Here is a 23,399-nt window from a genome sequence, read left to right on the forward strand (position 1 = left end):
GCGCTGTCCGGGCTGTTGAACAGCCACCGGCCCGCACGCATCCCCTCGCAGAAGGACAACTCCATGACGGCCACGTCCGGCCTCGGCACCTCGAGGCTCGCCTCACCCGATCTGCTCCGCTCCGTCTTCCGGCGCCATGCCGCCGGAGTGGCCGTGATCACCGCCCGTGGCGAGACGGGCCCGGTCGGCTTCACCGCCACCTCCCTCAGCTCCGTCTCCGCCGAGCCCCCGATGCTCTCCTTCGGCATCGGCACGGGCGCCTCCAGTTGGCCGGCCATCTCCGCGACGGACCATGTCGGCGTCCACATACTCGGCGAGCACCAGCAGGACCTGGCGGCCACCTTCGCCCGCAGCGGCGCCGACCGCTTCGGCCCGCCCACGCTCTGGAGCGAGGGTCCCGACGGCGTCCCCGTCCTCGACGACGTGCTCGCCTGGACGGTGTGCCGCGTCGTCGCGCGCGTGCCCGCCGGCGATCACCGCATCGTGCTGGCCGAGGTGCTCCTCGGCGACTCCACCGGACCGGGGCGTCCGCTGCTGTACCACCAGGGCCGCTTCAACGCCCTGCGTGACTGAGCTCACCGGGCCTGTGTGACGAAGCCCGGCCGCCCGGTGTTCTGCGAAGCCGTCGGTTTCCGATTACGCTGCGTTGCAAAGGTCACAGTTCAAAGCGCTTGCTTAGCGGGCACGAACTGGGTGTACTGACGAGTAATATTTCGCTCGGAGCGCAGGTCGCCCCGATCGGGATCGGCCGCTTGGGGCGCCTATGCTGCCTGCAAGTAGGCAGCATAGAAATGTCGACGCAGTAGGAGAGCCGGCGTGAGCTTGAGGATCGTTGTCACCGTGAAGTACGTGCCCGACGCCACTGGCGACCGGCACTTCGCCGATGACCTGACCGTCGACCGGGACGACGTGGACGGTCTGCTCTCCGAACTCGACGAGTACGCGGTCGAGCAGGCGCTGCAGATCTCCGAGAACTCCGACGACGACGTGGAGATCACCGTTCTGACGGTGGGCCCCGAGGACGCCAAGGACGCGCTGCGCAAGGCGCTGTCCATGGGCGCCGACAAGGCGATCCACGTCGAGGACGACGACCTGCACGGCACCGACGCGCTGGGCACCTCGCTGGTGCTGGCCAAGGCGATCGAGAAGGCCGGCTACGACCTGGTGATCTCCGGCATGGCCTCCACCGACGGCACCATGGGCGTCGTACCGGCCCTGCTCGCCGAGCGTCTGGGCGTCCCGCAGGTCACCCTGCTGTCCGAGGTCTCCGTCGAGGACGGCACGGTCAAGGGCCGCCGGGACGGCGACGCCGCCTCGGAGAACCTGGCGGCGTCCCTGCCGGCCGTCGTGTCGGTCACCGACCAGTCGGGCGAGGCGCGCTACCCGTCCTTCAAGGGCATCATGGCCGCCAAGAAGAAGCCGGTGGAGTCCTGGGACCTGTCCGACCTCGAGATCGAGGCCGAGGAGGTCGGCCTGGAGGGCGCGTACACCGTCGTGGACGCCGCGACCGAGCGTCCGGCCCGTACCGCCGGCACGATCGTCAAGGACGAGGGCGAGGGCGGCAAGCAGCTCGCCGAGTTCCTCGCGAGCCAGAAGTTCATCTAAGGGTCCTGGCCCGCTCGAGGCTCAACCCCCTTACCGCCCCTCAGACTTCGCATTCCGCAGGAGAGCAATCCCATGGCTGAAGTTCTCGTCTACGTCGACCACGTGGACGGTGCCGTCCGCAAGCCCACCCTGGAGCTGCTGACCCTGGCCCGCCGCGTCGGCGAGCCCGTCGCGGTCGCGCTGGGCAAGGGCGCCGCCGACACCGCCGCCGCGCTCGCCGAGCACGGCGCCGTCAAGGTCCTCACCCACGACGCGTCCGAGTACGCCGACTACCTGGTCGTGCCGAAGGTCGACGCCCTGCAGGCCGCCGTCGAGGCCGTCTCCCCGGCCGCCGTGCTGGTGCCGTCCTCCGCGGAGGGCAAGGAGATCGCCGCCCGTCTGGCGCTGCGTCTCGGCTCCGGCATCATCACCGACGCCGTCGACCTGGAGGCCGGCGACGAGGGCCCGGTCGCGACCCAGTCGGTGTTCGCCGCGTCGTTCACCACCAAGTCCCGTGTCGCCAAGGGCACCCCGGTCATCACGGTCAAGCCGAACTCGGCCGCCGTGGAGGCCGCCCCGGCCGCGGGCGCGGTCGAGGCGCTCGCCGTGACCTTCTCCGCCGCCGCGACCGGCACCAAGGTGACCGCGCGTACGCCGCGTGAGTCGACCGGGCGTCCGGAGCTGACCGAGGCCGCGATCGTGGTCTCCGGTGGCCGTGGCGTCAACGGCGCGGAGAACTTCGCGATCATCGAGGCCCTCGCCGACTCGCTCGGTGCGGCCGTCGGTGCCTCGCGTGCCGCGGTGGACGCCGGCTGGTACCCGCACACCAACCAGGTCGGCCAGACCGGCAAGAGCGTGTCCCCGCAGCTGTACATCGCCTCCGGCATCTCCGGCGCGATCCAGCACCGTGCCGGCATGCAGACCTCGAAGACGATCGTGGCGATCAACAAGGACGCCGAGGCCCCGATCTTCGAGCTGGTCGACTACGGCGTGGTCGGCGACCTGTTCGACGTCGTCCCGGCGCTGACCGAGGAGATCAAGACCCGCAAGGGCTGATCGCCGTCGGGCACGTCGAGGCCCCCGTGACCGTCCGGCGGTCACGGGGGCCTCGTGTCATCCCAGGCTCAGGAACGCCTGCACGGGCAGATGGTCGCTCGGGAACTGGCCGTCGGCGGAGAACGTGTTGATCGCCGCCCGGTGCGCCGTGACCCCCGGCGTGGTCAGGACCCAGTCGATGCGGTCGCCGTCCGGCGTCAGCGGCTTGTAGCCGTGGAAGGTCGCGTACAGCGCGCTGCGCTCGCGCGCGGTGTCCCAGGTGTCGACGAGACCGGCGCCGAGCAGGGTGTCGTACGCCGTGTTCTTGTGGGCGGCGACGTTGAAGTCCCCGGTCACCACGACCGGTAAGGAACGGTCGAACCCGGCGATCCGGGCGGCGATGAGCGCGGCGCTGCGCTCGCGCGCGTACTGGCTGACATGGTCGAAGTGGGTGTTGAGGACGTAGAACTCCCGTCCGGCGTCGGCCAGATCGCGGAAGCGGACCCAGGTGACCATACGGGCGAAGGCCGCGCCCCAGGTGTTGGAGCCGATCACGTCCGGGGTGTCGGAGAGCCAGAAGTGGTCGTACTCGGTCGGGCGCAGCCGCCGGGTGTCGTAGAAGACCGCCATGGCCTCGTCGCGGCTGCCGTGCAGCCGGCCGGTGCCCAGCCAGTCGTAGTGCGGGCCGAGGTCGGAGTCGATGTCCAGCAGCTGCGCGAAGAGGCCCTCCTGGGTGCCGATGACGTGCGGTGCCTCGCGGCGCAGCAGCTCGCGCATGACCGGTCTGCGGACCGCCCAGCTGTGGGGCTCGGCGGTGCTGGCAAAGCGCAGGTTGAAGGACATGGCCTGGAGGTGCCCGGCGGGGGACTCGCCCGCCGAGGCGGACGACGTGGGCAGTGCTGTACTGGAGAGGGGCGCGGTGACGGCGGCGGCCAGCACGGCCTTCAGGCCCAGACGGCGCGTGACTCGGCTGTGTTTCGGCACAGGGGCTCCTTCGGTGGGAACGGCCGGACGAGTCGTGCGGGGCGTGCGTATGGAAGTGTGATACCGCGTCCTGAGATGAGCGTGAACATGACGAGATGGTGGAGTGACTCCCCGTGGACATGGTGTTGACCAGTCGGAAGGTGGCCAGATAGCTTCGTTCTACGGATTGTTGATTCCGTATAGCGGAAAATAGGAGGGTGTGGGATGGGTCAGGGCCAGCAGGAGAAGGTGGCGACGAGCCTCGCGGGCGCCGTCAGCGAGGAGATCAGTGCCTCCCTCGCGCCGGTCGACGCCGAGCTGGAGCGCCGCTACCCCGGGGACCTCGGCGGCCGCCAGCCCGTCCACACCGTCTACGTCCCCGGCGACGTCTTCGCCGCCGACACCATCCGCTCCTGGGGCGAGAAGGCCCTCGCCTCCCTCGACGAACACGCCCCGGACGCCGCCTCCTTCGCCGCCGTCCTCGGCCTCCCCGACGACCTCGCCGAGCCCGTGTACGCGCGCGTGCGCGCCAAGCTGGAGCGCGAGCCCATCGAGGACCTGCGTGTCGACTTCGAGGACGGCTACGGCCCCCGCCCGGACGCGGAGGAGGACGAGTCGGCCGCCCGCGCGGCCCGGCTGATCGCCCAGGCGTACGAGAACGGCACGGCGGCTCCGTACATGGGCATCCGCATGAAGTGCATGGAGGCGCCCGTACGCGACCGGGGCATCCGCACCCTGGACATCTTCCTCACCGGCCTGATGGAGGCCGGCGGCCTGCCCGACGGGCTCGTCCTCACCCTGCCCAAGGTGACGTACCCCGAGCAGGTCACCGCCATGGTGCGGCTCCTGGAGGAGTTCGAGAAGGCGCGCGGCCTCGAGCCCGGCCGGATCGGCTTCGAGATCCAGATCGAGACCAGCCAGTCCATCCTCGCCACCGACGGCACCGCCACCGTCGCCCGCATGATCCAGGCCGCCGAGGGCCGCGCCACCGGACTGCACTACGGCACCTTCGACTACAGCGCCTGCCTCGGCGTCTCCGCCGCCTACCAGGCCAGCGACCACCCGGCCGCCGACCACGCCAAGGCGATCATGCAGGTCGCGGCGGCCGGCACCGGCGTACGCGTCTCCGACGGCTCGACGAACGTCCTGCCGGTCGGTACGACCGAGAAGGTCCACGACGCCTGGCGACTGCACTACGGCCTCACCCGCCGCGCCCTCGCCCGTGCCTACTACCAGGGCTGGGACATGCACCCGGGCCACATCCCCACCCGGTACGCGGCCGTCTTCGCCTTCTACCGTGAAGGTTTCGAGCAGGCTGCCGCCCGCCTCGCCCGCTACGCCAACCGGGCCGGTGGCGACGTCATGGACGAGCCCGCCACCGCCAAGGCCCTCAGCGGCTACCTGCTGCGCGGGCTGGACTGCGGCGCCCTCGACATCGGCGAGGTCGCCCGGCTCACCGGTCTGACCCGCGCCGACCTGGAGGGCTTCGCGGCGCCGAGGAGGGGCGATCTGACGGCTTCCGCGAAGTAGCGGACCTGTCACTTTCGCAACCACCGGCTGGTGTTGTCACCGCCGCCCCGTAGTCTGTACGCCACGCATCGACGTGTCAGTGGTGTCACAGGAACGGGGCAGCGGTGTCATCGGGGGAGAACGGACAGGCGGACGAGACCGGTCGGCTGCTGGCCGGACGCTATCGCGTGCTGGCGCAGCTCGGACGCGGCGGCATGGGCGTGGTCTGGCGGGCCGTCGACGAGGTGCTCGGCCGCGAGGTCGCCGTCAAGGAACTGCGGACCTACTCGGACGCCGACGGCCCCGAACTCGCCGATTTGCGGCTGCGGATGCAGCGCGAGGCCCGCGCGGCGGCCCGGGTCAAGCATCCCGGCGTGGTCGCCGTGCACGACGTCGCCGAGGTCGACGGACGGCCCCTGATCGTCATGGAGCTGGTCGACGGCCCCTCCCTGGAGGCGGTGCTGCGCGAGCGCGGCACCCTCGACCCGCGGGAGGCGGCCGGGCTCGGCGCCAAGGTCATGGACGCGTTGGCCGCCGCCCACCGGGCCGGCGTCCTGCACCGTGACGTCAAGCCGGGCAACATCCTGCTCGAACGCTCCGGCCGGGTCGTCCTGACCGACTTCGGCATCGCCACCATGGAGGACCCGGCCGACGGCTCGGCCACCCATCTCACCCGCACCGGCCATCTCGTCGGCTCCCTGGACTACATGGCCCCCGAGCGCGCCCAGGGCACCGACCCGGGTCCCTCCTCGGACGTCTGGGCGCTGGGCGCCACGCTGTACGCGGCGGTGGAGGGCTCCGCACCCTTCCGCCGTACGTCGACCTTCTCCACCCTCACCGCGATCGTCAGCGAGCCCCTGCGGGAGCCCCGCAACGCCGGAGCCCTCGGCCCCGTCCTGCAGCGGCTGATGGACAAGCGGCCCGAGTCCCGTCCCGAGGCCGAAGAGGCGCGCGAACTCCTCCAGGCGGTGGCCGAGTCGGGCGGCACGGACGCTGCGACCACGGCGCTGCGGGGTCCCGTGGGCGCGGGGCCCGTACCGGACGAGACGGAGCGCGACGTCCCCTCGGCGCCGCCAGGATCCGGACCCACGGCGGGTGTGAACCCGGTCGGGCAGCAGGGCGTACCCGCCTCCGACCTGCCGGGGGCCCCGCGCTTCGGGGGCACGGCACAGGGCGCGTCGGCGGCTCAGGGACCCGGGACTCCCGGACAGGGCACACCGCCCGTCCAGGGCTTCGGCGCCGCCGGTCAGCCCGGCTCGACGGGACAGGCAGGTCAGGGCCACGGATACGGCGTCCCAGGGCACCCGTCCGCGGCCCCGTACGGCGGCCCGCCCCAACCGCCGCACGGCCCGGACGCCACCGGCCCGATGGTCACGTCCTCCGGCACCCCTGCCCGCCGCAAGGGCCGTGCCCTGCTCGCCGCCGTGGCCGTCACCGTCGTCCTCGCGGCGGCCGGCGTCACGATCGCCCTGGTGAACAACAAGGGCGAGTCCAGGACCGAGGCACAGAACACCTCGGCCACCACCTCCACCGGCGCCTCCGCCCCGGCGACCGTCAGCCCCGACTCCCGCCCCTCGGGCGAGGCCGGCCTGACCGACACGGACGACGACAAGAAGTCCCCCGACGCGTCCAAGTCCCCCAGTGGTACGACGGAGGCCGACGCCACCGACGGGCCCACCGCCGCGTCCCCGACCAGGACCTCGGGTGGTGGCGGCACCGACGGAGGCAGCACGGGCGGCGGTTCCGGCAGTGGCGGCGGCACCGGCGGGGGAGGAACCACAGGCGGCGGAACCACCGGCGGTGGCGGAACCACGGGCGGTGGCGGCAGCACCACCCAGCCCGACGCCTGCCAGTCGATCGGCGGCGGCAAGTACAACTGCCAGGTCTGGACCCAGGCCAAGTCGTACACCGCGTCCGGCACCGAGGTGGGCGTTCTCAACGCGGGCACCAACTACTTCTACTGTCAGCAGAACCTGGGCCGTCGTGAGACCTCCGGGCAGTGGACCAACGTCTGGTGGGCCAAGACGGACGACGACAGGGGCAACACCGGCGTCTTCATCAGCGACGTCTACATCCAGGGCGGCAACAACGACGAGCCGGTGCCCGGACTCCCCGTCTGCTGACCCTCAGCTCCGCCGCGCCTCGACGTACTTCTCCAGCCCGGAGGCCGTCACCATCCGCTCCTGCGCGAACAGCCGGGTCCCGCGCTCGCACAGCCGCGCGTCGGCCCGCGCCCGGGCGCAGAACTCCTCGGGGGTGTCACCGAACAGCTCCCGCAACCGGGCCGAGCCCGTGAGGAGTTCGGTGATCAGCGCCCGCTGACCGGGGTGGGTGCGCGGGGCGCCGGTGCCGCCGTGCAGGACGCCATGGCGGTTGACGTACACGAAGGTGCCCGGAAGCGTGCCGCCGTCGGCCAGGTCGATCCGGACGTCGGGCGCCGGCAGCCAGGCCCGGGCGTAGTTGCCGTACGGCAACGGCACGCCCTCGCTCGCGTCGATCACCTCGAGCTGCTCGGCGTCGAGCCAGGTGACGAACAACTCCCGTACGTGGCCCGGCGCGTGGAAGGGGGACGCGGAGACGTATCCGAGGCGGCTCACGTGTGCGGAGACGCCGACGTCGATGCCGGTGATCCGGACCTTCACCATGGGGATGGGGGAGGTGATCCCGAACGCGTCCATCTTGTGCCGCAGTTGGCCGGGACAGGCGTTGGAGCCGACCGCGAGCACGGGTACGCGGTCGTCGTGCACCAGATGGTCCAGGGGCAGCAACTGGTCCCCGTCGAGCAGGCCCGAGTCCGCGGGCCAGGCGCCCGGGTAGAGGAGCGGTCGATCGCGTGGCGCGTCGGCCAGGCCGAGCGCCTCCAGCGTGCGGCGGTGCGAGGTCGAAGATGAGGGCGAGGCCGAGGAGTGCGGCGTCCCGGTCGTGAGGTCGTCCATGGGCCGCTCAGTCCGCCGGCGGCAGTTCGCCCGAGCCACGGGTGATCAGCCGGGTGGGCAGCTCGATGCGTTCGGGGGTGACCTGGGTGCCGTCGAGCTGGCGGAAAAGGCGTTCGGCGGCGGTGCGGCCGAGGGCCGCGGCGTCCTGGGCGACGACGGTGACGCCGGGCTGGAGCAGGTCGGCGAGCTCGATGTCGTCGAAGCCGACGAGGGCGACGGGGCGGCTCTGCTCGGCGAGGACCCGGATCACGGTGACCGTCACCCGGTTGTTGCCCGCGAAGATCGCGGTGACGGGGGAGGGGCCGGAGAGCATCTCCTCGGCCGCCCGGCGCACCCGCTCGGGGTCGGTGACACCCAGGGACATCCAGGAGTCCGCCACCGGTATGCCCGCGTCCTCCATGGCGGCCCGATAGCCGCGCAGCCGCTCGGCAGCCGTGTGGATGCGGGGCATGTCACCGACGAAGCCGATCCTGCGGTGCCCGTGCGCGATGAGGTGGGCGACGCCGTCACGGGCACCGCCGAAGTTGTCGGACAGCACGCAGTCGGCGTCGATCTTCCCGGCCGGCCGGTCCACGAACACCGTGGCGACACCGGCCTTGAGCTCGGGCTCCATGTACCGGTGGTCGTCACCGGCCGGAATGATCACCAGCCCGTCCACCCGCCGCGCGCACAGCGCCAGCGCCAGCTCCTGCTCGCGGTCCGGGTCCTCGGCGCTGGAGCCGTTGATGAGCAGGGCGCCGTGCGCCCGGGCGACCTCCTCGACCGCGCGGCTCAGCGGCCCGTAGAACGGGTCGGCGAGATCCTCCAGGACCAGGCCGATGCTCGCCGTCCGGCCCTTGCGCAGCACCCGCGCGCTGTCGTTGCGGCGAAACCCCAGGGCGTCGATGGCGTCCTGGACGCGGCGCTCCGTCTCCGGAGTGACCCCCGGCTCGCCGTTGACCACGCGCGAGACGGTCTTCAGACCGACTCCGGCCCGCGCCGCCACGTCCTTCATGGTCGGACGGTTGCCGTAGCGGTTCTCGGGTGCGCGGTCGGATCGGCGGATGGTCTCGGGCACGATGCGGCGTCCTGTCCTGTCGTCCACGGGGAGGCGTCGGTCCACGGGGATGCGTCGGTCCATGGGTTTGTATGAGGATGTGGCGTCGAGCATAGAGCCTGGACAACGTTGTCAGATCCAGGGGACACTGTCCACCGCAATCTCCGGCCTGCGCCCCCACCGCGAGACCGGCTCGCCCAATTCCCGTGGTTGACGGGGAGATCCGAATGGTTGACGGGGAGAACTGACACTGATGCACACCGACCTCGTGGCTGCGCTCGACATCGGCGGTACCAAGATTGCCGGAGCGCTGGTGGACGGCCACGGCACGATCGTGGCCCGGGCCCAGCGCGCGACGCCGGCCCGGGAGGACGGCGAGACGGTGATGCGGGCCGTCGAGGAGGTCGTCGGCGAGCTGACCGCCTCGCCCCTGTGGGGCCGCGCCACGGCCCTCGGGATCGGCAGCGCCGGACCGGTGGACGCCTCCGCGGGCACCGTGAGCCCGGTGAACGTGCCCGGTTGGCGCGAGTACCCGCTGGTCCGGCGGGTCCAGGAGGCGGCCGGTGGCCTCCCCGTCGAGCTGATCGGCGACGGTGTGGCCATCACCGCGGCCGAGCACTGGCAGGGGGCCGCCCGGGGGCACGACAACGCGCTCTGCATGGTCGTCTCCACGGGCGTCGGCGGCGGCCTGGTGCTCAACGGCCGGCTGCACCCCGGCCCCACCGGCAACGCCGGCCACATCGGCCACATCAGCGTCGACCTGGACGGCGACCTGTGTCCGTGCGGTTCGCGCGGCTGCGTGGAACGCATCGCGAGCGGCCCCAACATCGCGCGCCGGGCGATCGAGAACGGCTGGCGCCCCGGCCCCGACGGCGACACCTCCGCCGCCGCTGTGGCCGCCGCCGCCCGGGAGGGCGACCCGGTCGCCGTGGCCTCCTTCGAGCGCGCCGCGCAGGCCCTGGCCGCCGGGATCGCGGCCACCGCGACCCTCGTCGAGATCGACATCGCCGTGATCGGCGGGGGAGTGGGCAAGGCGGGCGACGTCCTCTTCACGCCGCTCCGCAAGGCGCTGAGCGACTACGCCACCCTGTCCTTCGTCCAGCGTCTGGCGATCACGCCGGCCCAGATGGGAACGGACGCCGGGCTGGTGGGGGCCGCGGCGGCCGCGCTCGCGGGCAAGGCCGGGGCGACGGCGGCGGGGGTGTGAGCGCCGACGCATTGCGAGGGCGCGGCGGGGCAGGAACGTTCACTCGTCGGGGCGGGAGGGCGCGGCGGGACGTGAGCGGGGACCCGCGTGGCACACCCCCTAGCGCGGCGAGGTCGTAGCGAGCGCGGCCGACAGGTCCGGCAGGGAGTCCGCCGACACGTACACCGTCGCGGCGTCCACGAGCCCTGCCGTGCCCAGGTCGAGGCGGACCGGTGGGTCCAGGCGCAGGACCGCGTTCAGTGAGCTGCCCACGGAGCAGGCCACCGCGCCCGGTTCGCCCGGCACGGGCCGCGGGCCCCGGCCCGGAACGGTGCGCACCACCGACGACACGGAGCGGACCGCCGAGCGCGGCAACGTCACCTCACCGAGGAACCCGGTCCGCAGGACCACCCGCTCCGCCGCCACCTCGTGCGGATGTCGCAGCACCGCCGCCACCAGCCCGAGCCCGGTCAGCACCAGCAGCGCCTCGAACGCCGCGTGCACCGGCCGGGCCGCGGGCGGCAGCATCGACGACAGCAAGAAGGCCACCACGATCTCCATCGCCACCAGCGGCAGCACCAGTTGCCGCACTCCGGCCGAGTGCCGCAGCCCGGGCACCGGCCCACGCCGCAGCAACACCGCCGCCAGTGACCTGACCCAGACGCGTACGACACCGAACCTGGTCGGCCCGGCCGTCACGGAACCCAGCACCCGCCCTGTCGCCGTCACCCTTGCTCCTGTTCCCTCGCTCCGTCCTCAACTCCCCCCAGGTTCGGGTGAGTCGACGGGGCGAGGGCAGTGACAAATGTCAACAACTCATCCGCGCCGCCGCCCAGTCCGCGTGATCCGAGTCGATGCCGTCGCCGCCGTCGGTGACGACCAGCCGGACCACCCGGGCGCCGGTCACGTCGGCCGTGAGCGACCGGGCCGGCATCGCGTTGGTGAGGACGCCGGTGGCGGCGGCCCTGGTCCCGTCCGCCCAGATCTCGAAGGCGACGGTGCCGTTCGCGCCCTTCTCGTCGTCCAGGCCGACCTCGGCGGTCACCGTCTCGCACGCGCCGCCGGCGTAGTACTCGACGGCACTCTCGGCGTGGACGCCGAGCCCCGTGCCGTACACGACACCCCCGATCGTGATCGGGTTCCCGTCGCCCGCGTCGCTCTCGCCGTTGCTGGTGTCGCGCTCCACCGGTCCCCAGCCGTTGCCGGCCGACAGCCACGCGAGGTCACCGAGCCCGGACGTCCCCGAGGGCGGTGGCGTCACCACGGTCGCGGTCAAGGGGAGCGCGTTGTCGACGCGGACGCCGGACAGTGAGCGGTAGCTGGTCCTGAGGGTGAGGCCGTACGCCCCCGTCGGCGTCCCCTCCGGGGCGGTGACCTTCCATGTGGTGCGCAGGGAACGGCCCGGCGGCAGCGTGGGCGAGGTGGTCGGGGAAGTCGCCTGCACGGTCCACCCGTCCGGCCCGGTCAGGGCGGCGGACACCCGTCGGGCGGCCGTACGCCCGAGGTCGGTGACCGTCGACGTCCACACGGCCGTCCCGCCCGCCTCGACCAGCGAGTCGCCGTCCAGGCCGAGTTCGACGGCCGGCGGGTGGTGGGCCCACCCGGGGTCGGCGGAGACGCGCAGGAGAACCGTGCCGTGTGCGGGGACGGTCGCGGAGATCGCGCCGGCCGTGTTGTAGCTGCGGTGCTGCCACAGGTCGCGCAGCGTGTACGCGTCGGCGTCGGGCAGGCCGACCGCGTCGGCGGTGGTGGCGATGCGCCGGGCGGTACTGGACTCGTTGAAGAGGGCGACCGCGCGGCTGCCGTCCCGCATCTCCTTGGCGACGACCCAGCGCCCGCCCTCGGACGAGATCACCGCGCCCTGCCTGCCCAGCGGGTCCTGGTCGACCGCGATGACCTCGCGGTTGCCGAGGATCTCGAAGGTCTCCTCGGAGGCCGACCGCAGATCGGAGCCGATGAGCAGCGGAGCGGCCATGATCGCCCACATCGAGAAGTGTGAGCGGTACTCGGTGTCCGTCATGCCGCCGTTGCCGACCTCCAGCATGTCGGGGTCGTTCCAGCGGCCGGGTCCCGCGTACGGCGCGAGCGGCAGGTTCCGCTTGAGGATCGACAGCATCGAGCCCCAGTTGTCGCTGATGTCACCGGTCGTACGCCAGAGATGACCGACGTCGGCCGCCCACTCCCACGGCTTGTTCTCGCCCCACTCGCAGATGCTGTAGACGATGGGCCGGCCGGTGGCCTTCAGGGCGTCGCGCATGGTCGTGTAGCGCAGCTTGGCGTCCACACCCTGGTTGTTGCAGTTGTCGTACTTCAGGTAGTCCACGCCCCAGTCCGCGAACTGCCGGGCGTCGCTGTACTCATGGCCGAGGGCGCCCGGAAAGCCCGCCGTGTTGCAGGTCTTCGTGCCCGCGCTGGTGTAGATGCCGAGCTTCAGGCCCTTGGCGTGGACGTAGTCGGCGACCGCCTTGATCCCGTGGGGGAAGCGGACCGGGTCGGGTACGAGCTTGCCGTTCGCGTCCCTGGAAGGCAGGGCCCAGCAGTCGTCGAGGTTGACGTACTGGTATCCGGCGTCCTTGAGGCCCTTCTCGACGAAGAGGTCCGCGATCCCCTTGACCATGGACTCGTTGAACTCGGCACGGCAGTGGGTGGAGTTCCAGTTGTTGAAGCCCATGGGCGGGGTGAGGGCTAGGCCGTCGTCCACGGCGGGTGGGGCGGGAGCTGTGGGCGCGGCGGGGGCCGCGGGGGCTGGGGCCGCGACGGCGGGGGCGGCGGGGGCGGCGAGTCCCGCCGCGCACAGCAGCCCCCCGGCGAGCGCTCCGACCGCTCTGCGACGGGTTGTGCGGGTGTGAAGGTGACGCATCGTTACGTTCCTCCGTACCTGCGAGATCGGGATGACGACATGTACGCGTCATGGTGGGCTCACGGTAGAACCTGTCGGAGTCTGTTGGAAGTCGTCGGATGGCAGGCGAGTTTCCGTGACGTGGTTTTGAACACGTTCAAGAGTGTGCGCTAGGCTCGTCCCCACACGCGAGGGGAAGCCGATGAAGATAGTGATCCCCGGGGGAACCGGGCAGGTGGGCGCGGTCCTGAACCGTGCGCTGAGCGGCGCGGGCCACGAGGTCGTCGTCCTGACCAGACGGCCCTCACGCAAGGGCGAACTCCACTGGGACGGGGAGACGCTGGGTCCCTGGGCCGAGGCGATCGACGGCAGCGACATCGTGATCAACCTGGCCGGGCGCAGCGTCAGCTGCCGCTACACCGCGCCCAATCTGCGGGCCATGATGGATTCGCGCGTGCACTCCACCCGGGTCGTGGGAGAGGCGATCAGTGGCGCCGCCCGGCCGCCGCGGGTCTGGCTCCAGATGAGCACGGCCACCGTCTACGCCCACCGGTTCGACGCCCCTCACGACGAGGCGACGGGCGTCATCGGCGGCGGCGAACCCGACGTACCGGACTACTGGGCGTACAGCGTCGAGATCGCCAAGGCATGGGAGCGGGCGCAGGAGGAGGCCGACACACCGCACACCCGGAAGGTCGCCCTGCGCTCCGCCATGGTGATGAGCCCCGACCGCGGCGGCGTGTTCGACGTCCTGCTGCGACTGGCGCGGCTGGGCCTCGGCGGTCCCGTCGCGGGCGGCGGACAGTACGTCTCCTGGATCCACGACCGGGACTTCGTCCGCGCGGTCGAGTTCCTGGTGGATCGGCCGGATCTCGCCGGTCCGGTGAACCTCGCCGCTCCCGAACCCCTGCCGCACCGCGTGTTCATGCGGGCACTGCGCTCCGCGTGGGGCGTCCCCGTCGGCCTGCCCGCGACGAAGTGGATGGCCGAGATCGGCGCGTTCGCGCTGCGCTCGGACACCGAGCTCCTGCTGAAGAGCCGCCGTGTCGTGCCCGGGCGGCTGCTCGACGCGGGGTTCGTCTTCGAGTACGCCCGGTGGCCGCAGGCGGCGGACGACCTCGTACGGCGCGTGCGACGGCGCCGGCTGCGAGCGGAGGGGCCGGGGGCCGAAATCGCGTCGCCGTCCCGATCGTCCCGGGGCGGAGCGTGACTCCCGCCTCCGTTTCGCAGTTGAAACGGTCATGAAGAAGCGCAGCATGCTCGCCATCGCCTCCCTGGCCACCGGATTCGTCGTCGCGGCGGTCACCCCGTCCCACGCCATCGAGCTCCCGGTCACCGGTTCCCCCGCCACCGGAACCCCTGACGCCGGGCTGCCGGCCGGCGCCGAGACCAAGCTCGGCGGTGTGAGCGTCGACAAGGCCCTGGACACCGTAGGCCGGGCCATCAACCGTGAGACGGAGCGGGCTGTGAACGACGCCCCGCACGGGAAGAAGGCAAAGAAGGGCTGACGAGCCCCCCGACTCGACCGCGGCGCCGTACCCCCGCATCCGAGGGGGCCCGGCGCCGCTGTCATGCGCTCTCTACGGGAGCTGGTTTCCGTGGCAGGGTGGAGCGGGCAAGCCACAGGGGGCCAACAGAAGAGGGGGAAACGTGATCGTCTGGATCAACGGCGCGTTCGGTGCGGGGAAGACCACCACCGCACGCGAACTGATCGAGCTGATCCCGAACAGCACGCTCTTCGACCCCGAGGTCATCGGCGGAGCACTCACCCACCTGCTACCGCCCAAACACCTCACCGAGGTCGGCGACTTCCAGGACCTGCCGATCTGGCGGCGTCTCGTGATCGACACGGCGGCAGCGCTGCTCGCCGAGCTCGGCGGGACCCTCGTGGTCCCGATGACGTTGCTGCGCCAGGAGTACCGGGACGAGATCTTCGGCGGCCTCGCCGCTCGCCGCATCACCGTCAGACATGTTCTCCTCGCCCCGGCGGAAACGATCCTGCGCGAGCGAATAGCCGGCCGGGAGATCCCGCCCGAGCTCTCCGACGGCGAGATACGGGCCCGGCAGTGGTCGTACGACCACATAGAGCCGTACCGCACCGCGCTCGCCTCCTGGCTCACGGCCGACGCCTATCCCGTCGACAACGGCCGGCTGACCCCGTACGAGACCGCCGTCCGCATCGCCGAGGCGGTCGGCAGCGGTACGGTCCCGGTCTGCGACATCGTCCAGACACCCGAGCCCACCGCCGAGACCGTCGCCTCGGGCGTCCTGCTCTTCGACGAGGAGGACCGGGTCCTGCTCGTCGACCCCACCTACAAGGCGGGCTGGGAGTTCCCCGGCGGGGTCGTCGAACGGGGCGAGGCGCCCGCGCGGGCGGGCATCCGGGAGGTCGCGGAGGAGACGGGGATACGGCTCGACGACGTACCGCGGCTCCTCGTGGTCGACTGGGAGCGGCCCTCGCCACCGGGTTACGGCGGCCTGCGCCTCCTCTTCGACGGCGGGCGCCTGGACTCCACGGTGGCCGAACGCCTTCTGCTGCCGGGACCCGAACTGCGCGACTGGCGGTTCGTCACCGAGGAGGAGGCGGCCGATCTGCTCCCGCCGGTGCGCTACGAGCGGCTGCGCTGGGCGCTTCGGGCGCGCGAGCGCGGGGCGGCGCTCTATCTGGAGGCCGGGATTCCGACGTCCTGAACCACGCCGAACGTCTCCGCGTCCGGGTACGGGGTCAGCCTGCTCTCCTGATCCCAGCGACGCACGAAGTCGTCCATCACGGCAGCGCTTCGGGCATGGCGGGCGATCAGCGCGGCGGCGGCCTCCGGGATCCCGCCGCCGGGCAGCGCGCCGTCGGCGCAGGACCGGACGAAGGCGCTCCGCTCCTGCCCGCGGTACCCGTACAACTCGGTGACCAGCCAGATCACCAGGAACCAGCTGGTGTAGGCGCGGTCGTAGTGGCGGTGACCGGCGAGGAAGTCCCGCTCCCGCCCGGACAGCCGGAAGCGTGTGGAGAGCGCGAGGCCGTAGTCGGCGAGGTAGAGCTGCCGGCCGTCGGTGAGAAGGTTCTAAAAATGGGCGTCGAAGTGCAGGAGGCCCTGCGCGCCCAGGAAGGCGGTGAGGTCTTCGAGGCCCTGCTCCACCAGGGCGCAGGCGGCCTTTGCGTCGCCCGCCGTGAGCTGGTCGCCGAGCCAGTCGTGCAGGGTGTGCGGGAGGTACTCCAGGAACAGCGCCAGGCTCGACGTGGCCGTGCGCAGGGCCTCGATGCGCTCGCGCACCCGCGGGCCGCCGCCGAAGAAGGCGACGGCCCGCTCCACGTCCGCCCGGTCGTCCGGAAGGGGCTGCGGCCGTTGCGGCAGGACCCGCCAGTGGTGCATCAGCGGAAACCCCGCGGACCGCTCGGAGACGACCCAGTTCGTCGTCATCGTGTGCACCGCCAGCTCACGCCAGGCGCCGACGCCCGGGCCTCCGACACTGCCGACGCCGTAGTGGCAGAAGACGGGCACGTCGAAGACGTTCGCGGTGGACCTGACGTTCTCCGGGAGCAGTTCGGCGTCCGTGAGCCGGACCAGCTTCACGAAGACCCGGGCGCCGTCGACCTCGATCACCTTCGTCGGCCCGCCGATGCCGGCACCCACCGGCGTCCCCTCCGCCACGAGGTCGGCGAGCTCGTGGTCGGAGAGAAGCGCCAGGGACGTGGCGATGTCGGTGTGGGCGCGGAGGCGCTCGGTTCGGTTCACGGACCCATCCTGAGCGCCGACAGCCTCAGCTCGCCGCGTAATTGCGCAGGAACAGCGCCTCGGCGACCGACAGCCGCTCCAGCTCCTGCGGCGACACGCTCTCGTTCACGGCGTGGATCTGGGCCTCCGGCTCGCTCAGCCCGATGAGGAGGATCTCCGCGCGCGGGTAGAGCGCGGCGAGGGTGTTGCACAGCGGGATCGAGCCGCCCTGACCGGCGTACTGCATCTCCTGGCCCGGGTAGGCGACCGCCATCGCGTCCGCCATGGCCTGGTACGCCGGGCTGCCGGTGTCGGCGCGGAACGCCTGGCCCTGGCCGATCTGCTCGGTGCGCACCCGGGCGCCCCACGGCGTGTGCGCCTCGACGTGCGCCTGGAGCAGCTTGGTCGCCTCGGCCGCGTCCACGCCCGGCGGCACCCGCAGGCTGATCAGCGCACGCGCGCTCGCCTGCACGGACGGGGTGGCGCCGACGACCGGCGGGCAGTCGATGCCGAGGACCGTGACGGCGGGGCGCGCCCAGATGCGATCCGCGACCGTGCCGGAGCCGATCAGCTCGACGCCGTCGACGACCTTGGCGTCCTGGCGGAACTGTTCGTCCGCGTACTGGAGCCCCTCCCACGACGCCTCACCGGTCAGCCCGTCCACCGTCGTGGAACCGTCCTCGGCGCGCAGCGAGTCCAGGACGCGGATCAGCGCGCCGAGCGCGTCCGGCGCGGCCCCGCCGAACTGGCCGGAGTGCAGGTTGCCTTCGAGGGTGTCGATCTGCACGCGGACCAGGGTCATGCCGCGCAGAGTGGAGGTGACCGTGGGCAGGCCGACACGGAAGTTGCCCGCGTCGCCGATCACGATGGCGTCGGCCTCCAGCAGGTCCGGGTGCCGCTCGGCGTACCGCTCCAGACCGCCGGTGCCCATCTCCTCCGAGCCCTCGGCGATCACCTTGACGTGGACCGGTATGCCGCCGTTGGCCTTCAAAGCGCGCAGGGCGAGCAGGTGCATGATCACGCCGCCCTTGCAGTCGGCGGAGCCGCGCCCGTACCAGCGGCCGTCGCGCTCGGTCAGCTCGAAGGGCGGGGTGCTCCAGGCGGCCTCGTCCAGCGGGGGCTGCACGTCGTAGTGGGCGTACAGCAGGACCGTCTTCGCGCCCTCGGGCCCCGGCAGATAGCCGTACACCGACTGCGTGCCGTCCGGGGTGTCGAGCAGGGCCACGTCCTGGAAGCCCTCGGCGCCGAGCGCGTCGGCGACCCAGCGGGCGGCGCCCTCGCTCTCGCTCCTCGGGAACTGGTCGAAGTCGGCCACCGACTTGAACGCCACCAGTTCGGTGAGCTCCGCCTTCGCCCTGGGCATCAGCGAGGCGACGGTCTCGGCGACCGGATTCGACGACATGGGCACGCTCCTCGTGGGTGCGACGTTGTACGGGTGAGTGCTGTGATCCTCCCACAGCGGCCTGCGACGATGCCCGCCGTAGGATGCGGGGGACAGCAGGCGTAGGCGGCTTGATCGGGAGCAGTAGACCATCGTGAGCAGCGAGAACTCTTCGGCGGACGACGTGCAGCGGGTGTGGGACGTCGTCGTGGTGGGCGCGGGACCCGCGGGGGCCTCGGCGGCGTACGCGGCGGCCGTCGCCGGGCGGCGCGTGCTGTTGCTGGAGAAAGCGGAGCTGCCGCGCTACAAGACATGCGGCGGCGGCATCATCGGCCCCTCGCGCGACTCGCTCCCGCCCGGCTTCGAACTGCCCTTCCGCGACCGCGTGCACGCGGTCACCTTCTCCAACAACGGCCGCTTCACCCGGACCCGGCGCTCCAAGCAGATGCTGTTCGGGCTGATCAACCGGCCCGAGTTCGACCAGCAGCTCGTCGAGCACGCGCAGAAGGCCGGCGCCGAGCTGCGTACGGGCGTCACCGTGCAGCGCGTCGAGCAGCACGGCTCGGCGGTGCCGGACCGGCGCAGTGTCGCCGTGGTCCTCCAGGGCGGCGAGACGCTGCTCGCGCGGGCCGTGGTCGGCGCGGACGGCAGCGCCAGCCGGATAGGGGCGCATGTCGGGGTCAAGCTCGACCAGGTGGACCTCGGCCTGGAGGCGGAGATCCCGGTGCCGGAGACGGTCGCCGAGGACTGGCAGGGGCGGGTGCTCATCGACTGGGGGCCGATTCCCGGCAGTTACGGTTGGGTGTTCCCCAAGGGCGACACGCTGACGGTTGGCGTGATCTCGGCGCGCGGTGAAGGTGCCGCCACGAAGCGGTACTTGGAGGAGTTCATCGGGCGGCTCGGCCTTGCCGGGTTCGAACCGAGCATCTCCTCAGGGCACTTGACCCGCTGCCGTGCCGACGACTCGCCGCTGTCCCGCGGGCGCGTGCTGGTGTGCGGGGACGCGGCGGGGCTCCTGGAGCCGTGGACGCGCGAGGGCATCTCGTTCGCGCTGCGGTCGGGGCGGCTCGCGGGGGAGTGGGCGGTCAGGATCGCCGAGGCGCACGACGCGGTGGACACCCGGCGCCAGGCCCTGAACTACGCCTTCGCGATCAAGGCGGGACTCGGCGTCGAGATGAGCGTCGGCAAGCGGCTGCTGACCGTGTTCGAGCGCCGTCCCGGCCTCTTCCACGCCACGCTGACCGGTTTCCGTCCGGCCTGGAAGGCGTTCATGGACATCACCCGCGGCTCGACGTCACTGGCCGAGATCGTCCGCACCCACCCGATGGCCCACCGCGCGCTCACCGCGATGGACCGCCGTGCGGAGCCCGTGGCCGACGACGTCACTTCCTGACGGTGATCCGGAAGACCGGGTGGTCCTGGGCCGCCGCGACGATCTCCTCGTCGGAGGACTTCGCGGTGACCCCGTTGAAGTACTGGTCGACCTCCCAACCCCACTTCTCCAGATAGGTCCGCAGGATCGGGAGCTTCTCCTCGTCGGGCAGCTCCACCGCGGAGAACGCACGGACCCTGCGCCCCACGCGCAGTTCGCCACCGCCGGCTGCACGCATGTTGCGCACCCACTGGGAGTGGCCGCGGGCCGAGACGAGGTACCGCGCGCCGTCGTGGCTGTGCGGGTTGACCGGGATGCGCTGCATCCTGCCGCTCCTGCGTCCGCGCACGGACATCTCCGCGGTGCCCGCGATGCTGAGCCCGTGCCGGGCCAGCCAGCCGATCACGCTGTTGAAGCGGACGTTGAGCGGGCTGCCCTTGAGGTAGTACGGCGATGACATGGCGACCCCTTGTGTTGAGAGAGCACTGCTCTCGCTTGAGAGCAGTGTGCACGAGAACGCTGATCCAAAGCAAGAGCACCGCTCTCGAATGTGTGCACCGCTCTGTTCTTCTGGAAGACTGATCGCATGAGCAGCACCGCAAAGGGCGTACGCGCCCGTGCCCGGATGGAAGTCACCGCGGCCATCAAGGACGAGGCCCGCAGACAGCTCGCGGCCGAGGGCGCCGCCAAGCTCTCCCTGCGTGCCGTGGCCCGCGAACTCGGCATGGTCTCCTCCGCGCTCTACCGTTACTTCCCCAGTCGCGACGACCTGCTGACCGCCCTCATCATCGACGCCTACGACTCCCTCGGCGAGAGCGCCGAGGCCGCGCACGCCAAGGCCGTCGACGCCGGGCCCGTCCAGCGCTGGACGGAAGTGGCGCAGGCCGTCCGCGACTGGGCGCTGCGCCATCCGCACGAGTACGCGCTGATCTACGGCTCGCCCGTGCCCGGGTACACCGCGCCCGACACCACGGTCCCGCCCGCCTCCCGCGTCGGGCTCGTCTTCATCGGCATCCTGCGCGAGGCCCACGGGACCTCCGCCCTCACCGAACCGGCACCCCTGCCCGCCGACCTGCGCCCCGAGGCCGAGCGCATGACCGCCGACCTGGCTCCCGACCTCCCGCCCGCCAATGTCGCCGCCCTCGTCGCCTCCTGGGCCGAGCTCTTCGGCCTCGTCGGGTTCGAGCTGTTCGGGCAGTTCAACCGGGTCGTGGAGGACCGGGAGGCGTTCTTCCGGCACGCGGTGGGCCGGCTCGCGCACGGGGTCGGCCTGACGGACGGGCAGGGTTAGTAGGCGGCGTTGCGAAAGTCCCGCCTGCCGGCCAGCCCCCGGCACGCTCCCCCAGAGGGGCCACCCCCATCGCCGCACCGGACGCCGCCCGGCCCGCCCTCCGGGCGGACGACGGGACTTTCGCAACACCCCCTGGACCGGCGCGAGGCGTCAGGGGAGCGGCAGCGGGGACGGCAGCAGTTCCGGGGCCTGGCGCAGGATCCGGATGCGTGGGGCGCGGCGCGGGTCCAATCGGCGTCCGGGGTGTCCGCCGGCCGATGCCGGGCCGGCGCCGCGGCGGCTGCGCGGGCCGCGGATTCAGGCGGCCGAGACGGCGGGCGTACTTCGCGGGGAGTACGTGTGATCACCACGCACGGGTGACGCCGCCCGGACGTCATCGCGTCTAGCGTGGCGGACATGGACGAGCAGCAGGCACGCCGGGGCGGCGGTCCGCGGACGTGGTGGCGGCACGGGCCGCCGGGGTGGAACCGGTGGGCCGACGAGGAGCGCGCGCCTCGCTGGCCGTGGCGCTCCACCCTGCTGGTCACCTTCTTCGTGATGGCCGGTTCGAACTTCGCGGCCCAGGCCCAGCTCGACGACCGGGCGCGGCTGGACCCCTTCGCACGCGCGCTGCTGTTCGTGGCGCCGGCGCTGCTGCTGTGGCGCAAGCGGTACCCGGTGGCCGTCGCGTTCGGGACGGCGACGGCGGCCACGGTCTACCTGGGCGCCGGTTACCCGTACGGGCCGGTCTTCGTGGCCGTCGCGCTGGCCTGCTTCAACGCCATCGTCCTGGGGCACCGCAAGGCCGCCTGGGCGGCGGTCGGGGTGTTCTGGGTGGGGCATGCCCTGGTGGCGCACTGGCTGTACCAGTGGCTGCCGCCGTCCGGTGACTCGGCCGCGCCCTGGGGGCAGGAGGGCGTGATCGCCGCGTGGGTGGCGGCGATCGTGGCGGTGTCGGAGCTGGCCAGGACCCGGCGCGAGCAGTGGGCGAAGGAGCGGGCCGAGCGGGCGCAGGCGGCGCGGCGCAGGGCCGACGAGGAGCGGCTGCGGATCGCCCGTGAGCTGCACGACGTCCTCGCGCACAGCATCAGCGTGATCAACGTGCAGGCGGGCGTGGGCCTCGCCCTCCTCGACACCGACCCCGAACAGGCCCGCACCGCGCTCACCACCATCAAGGCCAAGAGCAAGGAGGCGCTCGGCGAGGTCCGCCAGGTCCTCGACACCCTGCGCACCCCCGGCGACGCCCCGCGCACCCCGGCGCCAGGCCTGGACCGGCTGCCCGAACTGGTCGAGCAGGCCGCGAGCGCGGGCCTCACCGTCGAGGTCGAGGGCGAGCCGCCCCGTCTGGCGCCCGGCACCGACCTCGCCGCCTTCCGGATCGTCCAGGAGGCCCTCACCAACGTCGTACGCCACTCGGGGTCGCGCCACGCGCGTGTGCGCCTCGACCACGACGACCGGACGACCCTGCGGCTGTGTATCGACGACGACGGTCCCGCGACCGGCGCCGACGCGGGCGGCAGTGGCAACGGACTCGCCGGAATGCGGGAGCGGGCGGCGGCGCTCGGTGGCACCATCGAGGCGGGCCCGCGTGCCGACGGAGGCTTCCGGGTGCTCGCCGTACTGCCGTTGAAGACGGCTCACGAGGTCAAGGAGGACCGGTGATCCGCGTACTGCTCGCCGACGACCAGTCACTGGTGCGGGCCGGCTTCCGGGCGCTGCTCGACGCCCAGCCCGACATCGAGGTGGCCGCGGAGGCCTCCGACGGCGAGGAGGCGCTGCGCAAGGTGCGCGAACTGCGGCCCGACGTCGTCCTGATGGACATCCGCATGCCGCTCCTGGACGGCCTCGCCGCGACCCGCCGGATCACCGAGGACACGGCACTGAAGGACGTCAGGGTGGTCATGCTGACCACTTTCGAACTCGACGAGTACGTCTTCGAGGCCATCCGCTCGGGCGCCTCCGGGTTCCTGGTCAAGGACACCGAGCCCGAGGAACTGCTGCGTGCCGTACGGGCGGTGGTCGAGGGCGACGCGCTGCTGTCGCCGGGCGTGACCCGGCGTCTCATCGCCGAGTTCGCCGCCCGCTCCAAGGAGCCGGCCGCCGCGGACGCCCTCGCCGAACTCACCGAGCGGGAACGGGAGGTGATGGCGCTGGTCGGCATCGGCCTGTCCAACGAGGAGATCGCCCGGCGCCTGGTGGTCAGCCCGCTCACCGCGAAGACCCACGTCAGCCGCACCATGGTGAAGCTCGGAGCCCGCGACCGGGCCCAACTCGTGGTGCTCGCCTACGAGTCGGGGTTGGTACGGCCGGGCTGGCTGGGCTGAGACGTCTGCCGGAACCGCGTCAGCACGCTGACGACCCGGGCGAAGAACAGCACGACCGCGACCGTGGCGCCCACCCCGACCAGGGCGCCGCGCACCCCGTCCGACACGTCGAAGACGTACGCCGGCCCGACGATCGCCGCGAACAGCACCGCCGCCGCGAACACCGCACTGAACAGCGCGTACCCGATCTCGACCGTGATCGCGTCCCGCTCCGCCTGCCGGCGCCGTCCCCCGTGGTTGTCCATACCCCGAGT

General features: G+C 72.2%; 23 protein-coding genes. 13 read left to right on the plus strand and 10 right to left on the minus strand.

The window, feature by feature from the left end:
• Positions 1–63: 63 nt before the first annotated feature.
• From ACFZBP_RS20080 to ACFZBP_RS20090, 3 genes are all read left to right on the plus strand, one after another.
• Positions 64–573: a flavin reductase family protein gene (locus ACFZBP_RS20080; protein WP_383448906.1), complete on the plus strand. Its 510-nt coding sequence runs from the start codon at positions 64–66 to the stop codon at positions 571–573.
• Positions 574–816: 243 nt separating this feature from the next.
• Positions 817–1,605: an electron transfer flavoprotein subunit beta/FixA family protein gene (locus tag ACFZBP_RS20085; RefSeq protein WP_391414749.1), complete on the plus strand. Its 789-nt coding sequence runs from the start codon at positions 817–819 to the stop codon at positions 1,603–1,605.
• Between the two features lie 72 nt (positions 1,606–1,677).
• Positions 1,678–2,640: an FAD-binding protein gene (locus ACFZBP_RS20090; protein WP_391414751.1), complete on the plus strand. Its 963-nt coding sequence runs from the start codon at positions 1,678–1,680 to the stop codon at positions 2,638–2,640.
• Between the two features lie 57 nt (positions 2,641–2,697).
• Here ACFZBP_RS20090 and ACFZBP_RS20095 read toward each other — a convergent pair whose 3' ends face one another.
• Positions 2,698–3,603, minus strand: coding sequence for an endonuclease/exonuclease/phosphatase family protein (locus tag ACFZBP_RS20095; RefSeq protein WP_383448912.1), 906 nt, complete (start codon positions 3,601–3,603; stop codon positions 2,698–2,700).
• A gap of 204 nt (positions 3,604–3,807) precedes the next feature.
• Here ACFZBP_RS20095 and ACFZBP_RS20100 point away from each other — a divergent pair, with 204 nt between their 5' ends.
• Both ACFZBP_RS20100 and ACFZBP_RS20105 read left to right on the plus strand, forming a co-directional pair.
• Positions 3,808–5,112 carry a DUF6986 family protein gene (locus ACFZBP_RS20100; protein ID WP_391414753.1) on the plus strand — a complete coding sequence of 435 codons (1,305 nt, stop codon included), beginning with the start codon at positions 3,808–3,810 and terminating at the stop codon, positions 5,110–5,112.
• 104 nt (positions 5,113–5,216) lie between these two features.
• Entirely contained in the window at positions 5,217–7,214 is a 1,998-nt protein-coding gene (locus ACFZBP_RS20105) for a protein kinase (RefSeq protein WP_391414755.1), read from the plus strand.
• A gap of 3 nt (positions 7,215–7,217) precedes the next feature.
• On the opposite strand, the gene ACFZBP_RS20110 is transcribed toward ACFZBP_RS20105, so the two are convergent.
• Both ACFZBP_RS20110 and ACFZBP_RS20115 read right to left on the minus strand, forming a co-directional pair.
• On the minus strand, positions 7,218–8,027 hold the full coding sequence (locus ACFZBP_RS20110) for a hypothetical protein (RefSeq protein ID WP_391414757.1): 810 nt from the start codon (positions 8,025–8,027) through the stop codon (positions 7,218–7,220).
• 7 nt (positions 8,028–8,034) lie between these two features.
• On the minus strand, positions 8,035–9,111 hold the full coding sequence (locus tag ACFZBP_RS20115; protein ID WP_391415112.1) for a substrate-binding domain-containing protein: 1,077 nt from the start codon (positions 9,109–9,111) through the stop codon (positions 8,035–8,037).
• Between the two features lie 205 nt (positions 9,112–9,316).
• Here ACFZBP_RS20115 and ACFZBP_RS20120 point away from each other — a divergent pair, with 205 nt between their 5' ends.
• The gene (locus ACFZBP_RS20120) at positions 9,317–10,270 is read left to right on the plus strand and encodes an ROK family protein (RefSeq protein ID WP_391414759.1); all 954 of its coding nucleotides are present in this window, start codon (positions 9,317–9,319) and stop codon (positions 10,268–10,270) included.
• 99 nt (positions 10,271–10,369) lie between these two features.
• Here ACFZBP_RS20120 and ACFZBP_RS20125 read toward each other — a convergent pair whose 3' ends face one another.
• Both ACFZBP_RS20125 and ACFZBP_RS20130 read right to left on the minus strand, forming a co-directional pair.
• Positions 10,370–10,978 (minus strand): hypothetical protein, encoded by a 609-nt coding sequence (locus tag ACFZBP_RS20125; RefSeq protein WP_391414761.1) that lies wholly within the window; start codon positions 10,976–10,978, stop codon positions 10,370–10,372.
• A gap of 79 nt (positions 10,979–11,057) precedes the next feature.
• Positions 11,058–13,109, minus strand: coding sequence for an NPCBM/NEW2 domain-containing protein (locus ACFZBP_RS20130; RefSeq protein WP_391414763.1), 2,052 nt, complete (start codon positions 13,107–13,109; stop codon positions 11,058–11,060).
• Positions 13,110–13,290: 181 nt separating this feature from the next.
• Between ACFZBP_RS20130 and ACFZBP_RS20135 the strand changes: the two genes are divergently transcribed.
• The 3 genes from ACFZBP_RS20135 to ACFZBP_RS20145 all read left to right on the plus strand — a co-directional run bounded on the left by ACFZBP_RS20135 (position 13,291) and on the right by ACFZBP_RS20145 (position 15,779).
• Positions 13,291–14,298: a TIGR01777 family oxidoreductase gene (locus ACFZBP_RS20135; protein ID WP_391414765.1), complete on the plus strand. Its 1,008-nt coding sequence runs from the start codon at positions 13,291–13,293 to the stop codon at positions 14,296–14,298.
• Between the two features lie 31 nt (positions 14,299–14,329).
• Complete coding sequence (locus tag ACFZBP_RS20140) at positions 14,330–14,596, plus strand: hypothetical protein (protein WP_383448925.1); 267 nt, start codon at positions 14,330–14,332, stop codon at positions 14,594–14,596.
• A gap of 142 nt (positions 14,597–14,738) precedes the next feature.
• Positions 14,739–15,779 (plus strand): NUDIX domain-containing protein, encoded by a 1,041-nt coding sequence (locus ACFZBP_RS20145; protein ID WP_391414768.1) that lies wholly within the window; start codon positions 14,739–14,741, stop codon positions 15,777–15,779.
• On the opposite strand, the gene ACFZBP_RS20150 is transcribed toward ACFZBP_RS20145, so the two are convergent.
• The 3 genes from ACFZBP_RS20150 to ACFZBP_RS20160 form a co-directional block, all read right to left on the minus strand.
• Complete coding sequence (locus tag ACFZBP_RS20150) at positions 15,749–16,006, minus strand: hypothetical protein (RefSeq protein WP_391414770.1); 258 nt, start codon at positions 16,004–16,006, stop codon at positions 15,749–15,751. The two genes, ACFZBP_RS20145 and ACFZBP_RS20150, sit on opposite strands and share 31 nt — an antisense overlap.
• Positions 16,007–16,147: 141 nt before the next feature.
• Complete coding sequence (locus ACFZBP_RS20155) at positions 16,148–16,819, minus strand: hypothetical protein (RefSeq protein ID WP_391414772.1); 672 nt, start codon at positions 16,817–16,819, stop codon at positions 16,148–16,150.
• A gap of 25 nt (positions 16,820–16,844) precedes the next feature.
• Entirely contained in the window at positions 16,845–18,200 is a 1,356-nt protein-coding gene (locus ACFZBP_RS20160) for a M20/M25/M40 family metallo-hydrolase (protein ID WP_391414774.1), read from the minus strand.
• 133 nt (positions 18,201–18,333) lie between these two features.
• On the opposite strand from ACFZBP_RS20160, the gene ACFZBP_RS20165 reads away from it, so the two are divergent.
• A complete protein-coding gene (locus ACFZBP_RS20165; RefSeq protein ID WP_383448933.1) occupies positions 18,334–19,572 on the plus strand; it encodes a geranylgeranyl reductase family protein in 1,239 nt (412 codons plus the stop codon).
• Here the strand turns inward: ACFZBP_RS20165 and ACFZBP_RS20170 are convergent.
• Complete coding sequence (locus ACFZBP_RS20170; protein ID WP_391414777.1) at positions 19,562–20,011, minus strand: nitroreductase family deazaflavin-dependent oxidoreductase; 450 nt, start codon at positions 20,009–20,011, stop codon at positions 19,562–19,564. The genes ACFZBP_RS20165 and ACFZBP_RS20170 overlap by 11 nt on opposite strands.
• A 126-nt stretch (positions 20,012–20,137) precedes the next feature.
• Here ACFZBP_RS20170 and ACFZBP_RS20175 point away from each other — a divergent pair, with 126 nt between their 5' ends.
• From ACFZBP_RS20175 to ACFZBP_RS20185, 3 genes are all read left to right on the plus strand, one after another.
• On the plus strand, positions 20,138–20,842 hold the full coding sequence (locus ACFZBP_RS20175; protein WP_391414779.1) for a WHG domain-containing protein: 705 nt from the start codon (positions 20,138–20,140) through the stop codon (positions 20,840–20,842).
• Between the two features lie 396 nt (positions 20,843–21,238).
• Complete coding sequence (locus ACFZBP_RS20180; protein ID WP_391414781.1) at positions 21,239–22,483, plus strand: histidine kinase; 1,245 nt, start codon at positions 21,239–21,241, stop codon at positions 22,481–22,483.
• A complete protein-coding gene (locus ACFZBP_RS20185) occupies positions 22,480–23,145 on the plus strand; it encodes a response regulator (protein WP_383448944.1) in 666 nt (221 codons plus the stop codon). Before ACFZBP_RS20180 ends, ACFZBP_RS20185 begins: the two co-directional genes overlap by 4 nt.
• On the opposite strand, the gene ACFZBP_RS20190 is transcribed toward ACFZBP_RS20185, so the two are convergent.
• A complete protein-coding gene (locus tag ACFZBP_RS20190) occupies positions 23,106–23,390 on the minus strand; it encodes a DUF6332 family protein (RefSeq protein WP_383448946.1) in 285 nt (94 codons plus the stop codon). The two genes, ACFZBP_RS20185 and ACFZBP_RS20190, sit on opposite strands and share 40 nt — an antisense overlap.
• Positions 23,391–23,399 lie beyond the last annotated feature (9 nt).

Source organism: Streptomyces sp. NPDC008086, assembly GCF_042957325.1.
Classification (GTDB): Bacteria; Actinomycetota; Actinomycetes; order Streptomycetales; family Streptomycetaceae; genus Streptomyces.

Bases quoted from the DNA above. Each gene is read 5' to 3' on its own strand.
- ACFZBP_RS20080 (WP_383448906.1), top strand. From the start codon at position 64: ATGACGGCCACGTCCGGCCTCGGCACCTCGAGGCTCGCCTCACCCGAT.
- ACFZBP_RS20090 (WP_391414751.1), top strand. From the start codon at position 1,678: ATGGCTGAAGTTCTCGTCTACGTCGACCACGTGGACGGTGCCGTCCGC.
- ACFZBP_RS20100 (WP_391414753.1), top strand. From the start codon at position 3,808: ATGGGTCAGGGCCAGCAGGAGAAGGTGGCGACGAGCCTCGCGGGCGCC.
- ACFZBP_RS20110 (WP_391414757.1), bottom strand. From the start codon at position 8,027: ATGGACGACCTCACGACCGGGACGCCGCACTCCTCGGCCTCGCCCTCA.
- ACFZBP_RS20120 (WP_391414759.1), top strand. From the start codon at position 9,317: ATGCACACCGACCTCGTGGCTGCGCTCGACATCGGCGGTACCAAGATT.
- ACFZBP_RS20130 (WP_391414763.1), bottom strand. From the start codon at position 13,109: ATGCGTCACCTTCACACCCGCACAACCCGTCGCAGAGCGGTCGGAGCG.
- ACFZBP_RS20135 (WP_391414765.1), top strand. From the start codon at position 13,291: ATGAAGATAGTGATCCCCGGGGGAACCGGGCAGGTGGGCGCGGTCCTG.
- ACFZBP_RS20140 (WP_383448925.1), top strand. From the start codon at position 14,330: ATGAAGAAGCGCAGCATGCTCGCCATCGCCTCCCTGGCCACCGGATTC.
- ACFZBP_RS20160 (WP_391414774.1), bottom strand. From the start codon at position 18,200: ATGTCGTCGAATCCGGTCGCCGAGACCGTCGCCTCGCTGATGCCCAGG.
- ACFZBP_RS20170 (WP_391414777.1), bottom strand. From the start codon at position 20,011: ATGTCATCGCCGTACTACCTCAAGGGCAGCCCGCTCAACGTCCGCTTC.
- ACFZBP_RS20175 (WP_391414779.1), top strand. From the start codon at position 20,138: ATGAGCAGCACCGCAAAGGGCGTACGCGCCCGTGCCCGGATGGAAGTC.
- ACFZBP_RS20180 (WP_391414781.1), top strand. From the start codon at position 21,239: ATGGACGAGCAGCAGGCACGCCGGGGCGGCGGTCCGCGGACGTGGTGG.
- ACFZBP_RS20190 (WP_383448946.1), bottom strand. From the start codon at position 23,390: ATGGACAACCACGGGGGACGGCGCCGGCAGGCGGAGCGGGACGCGATC.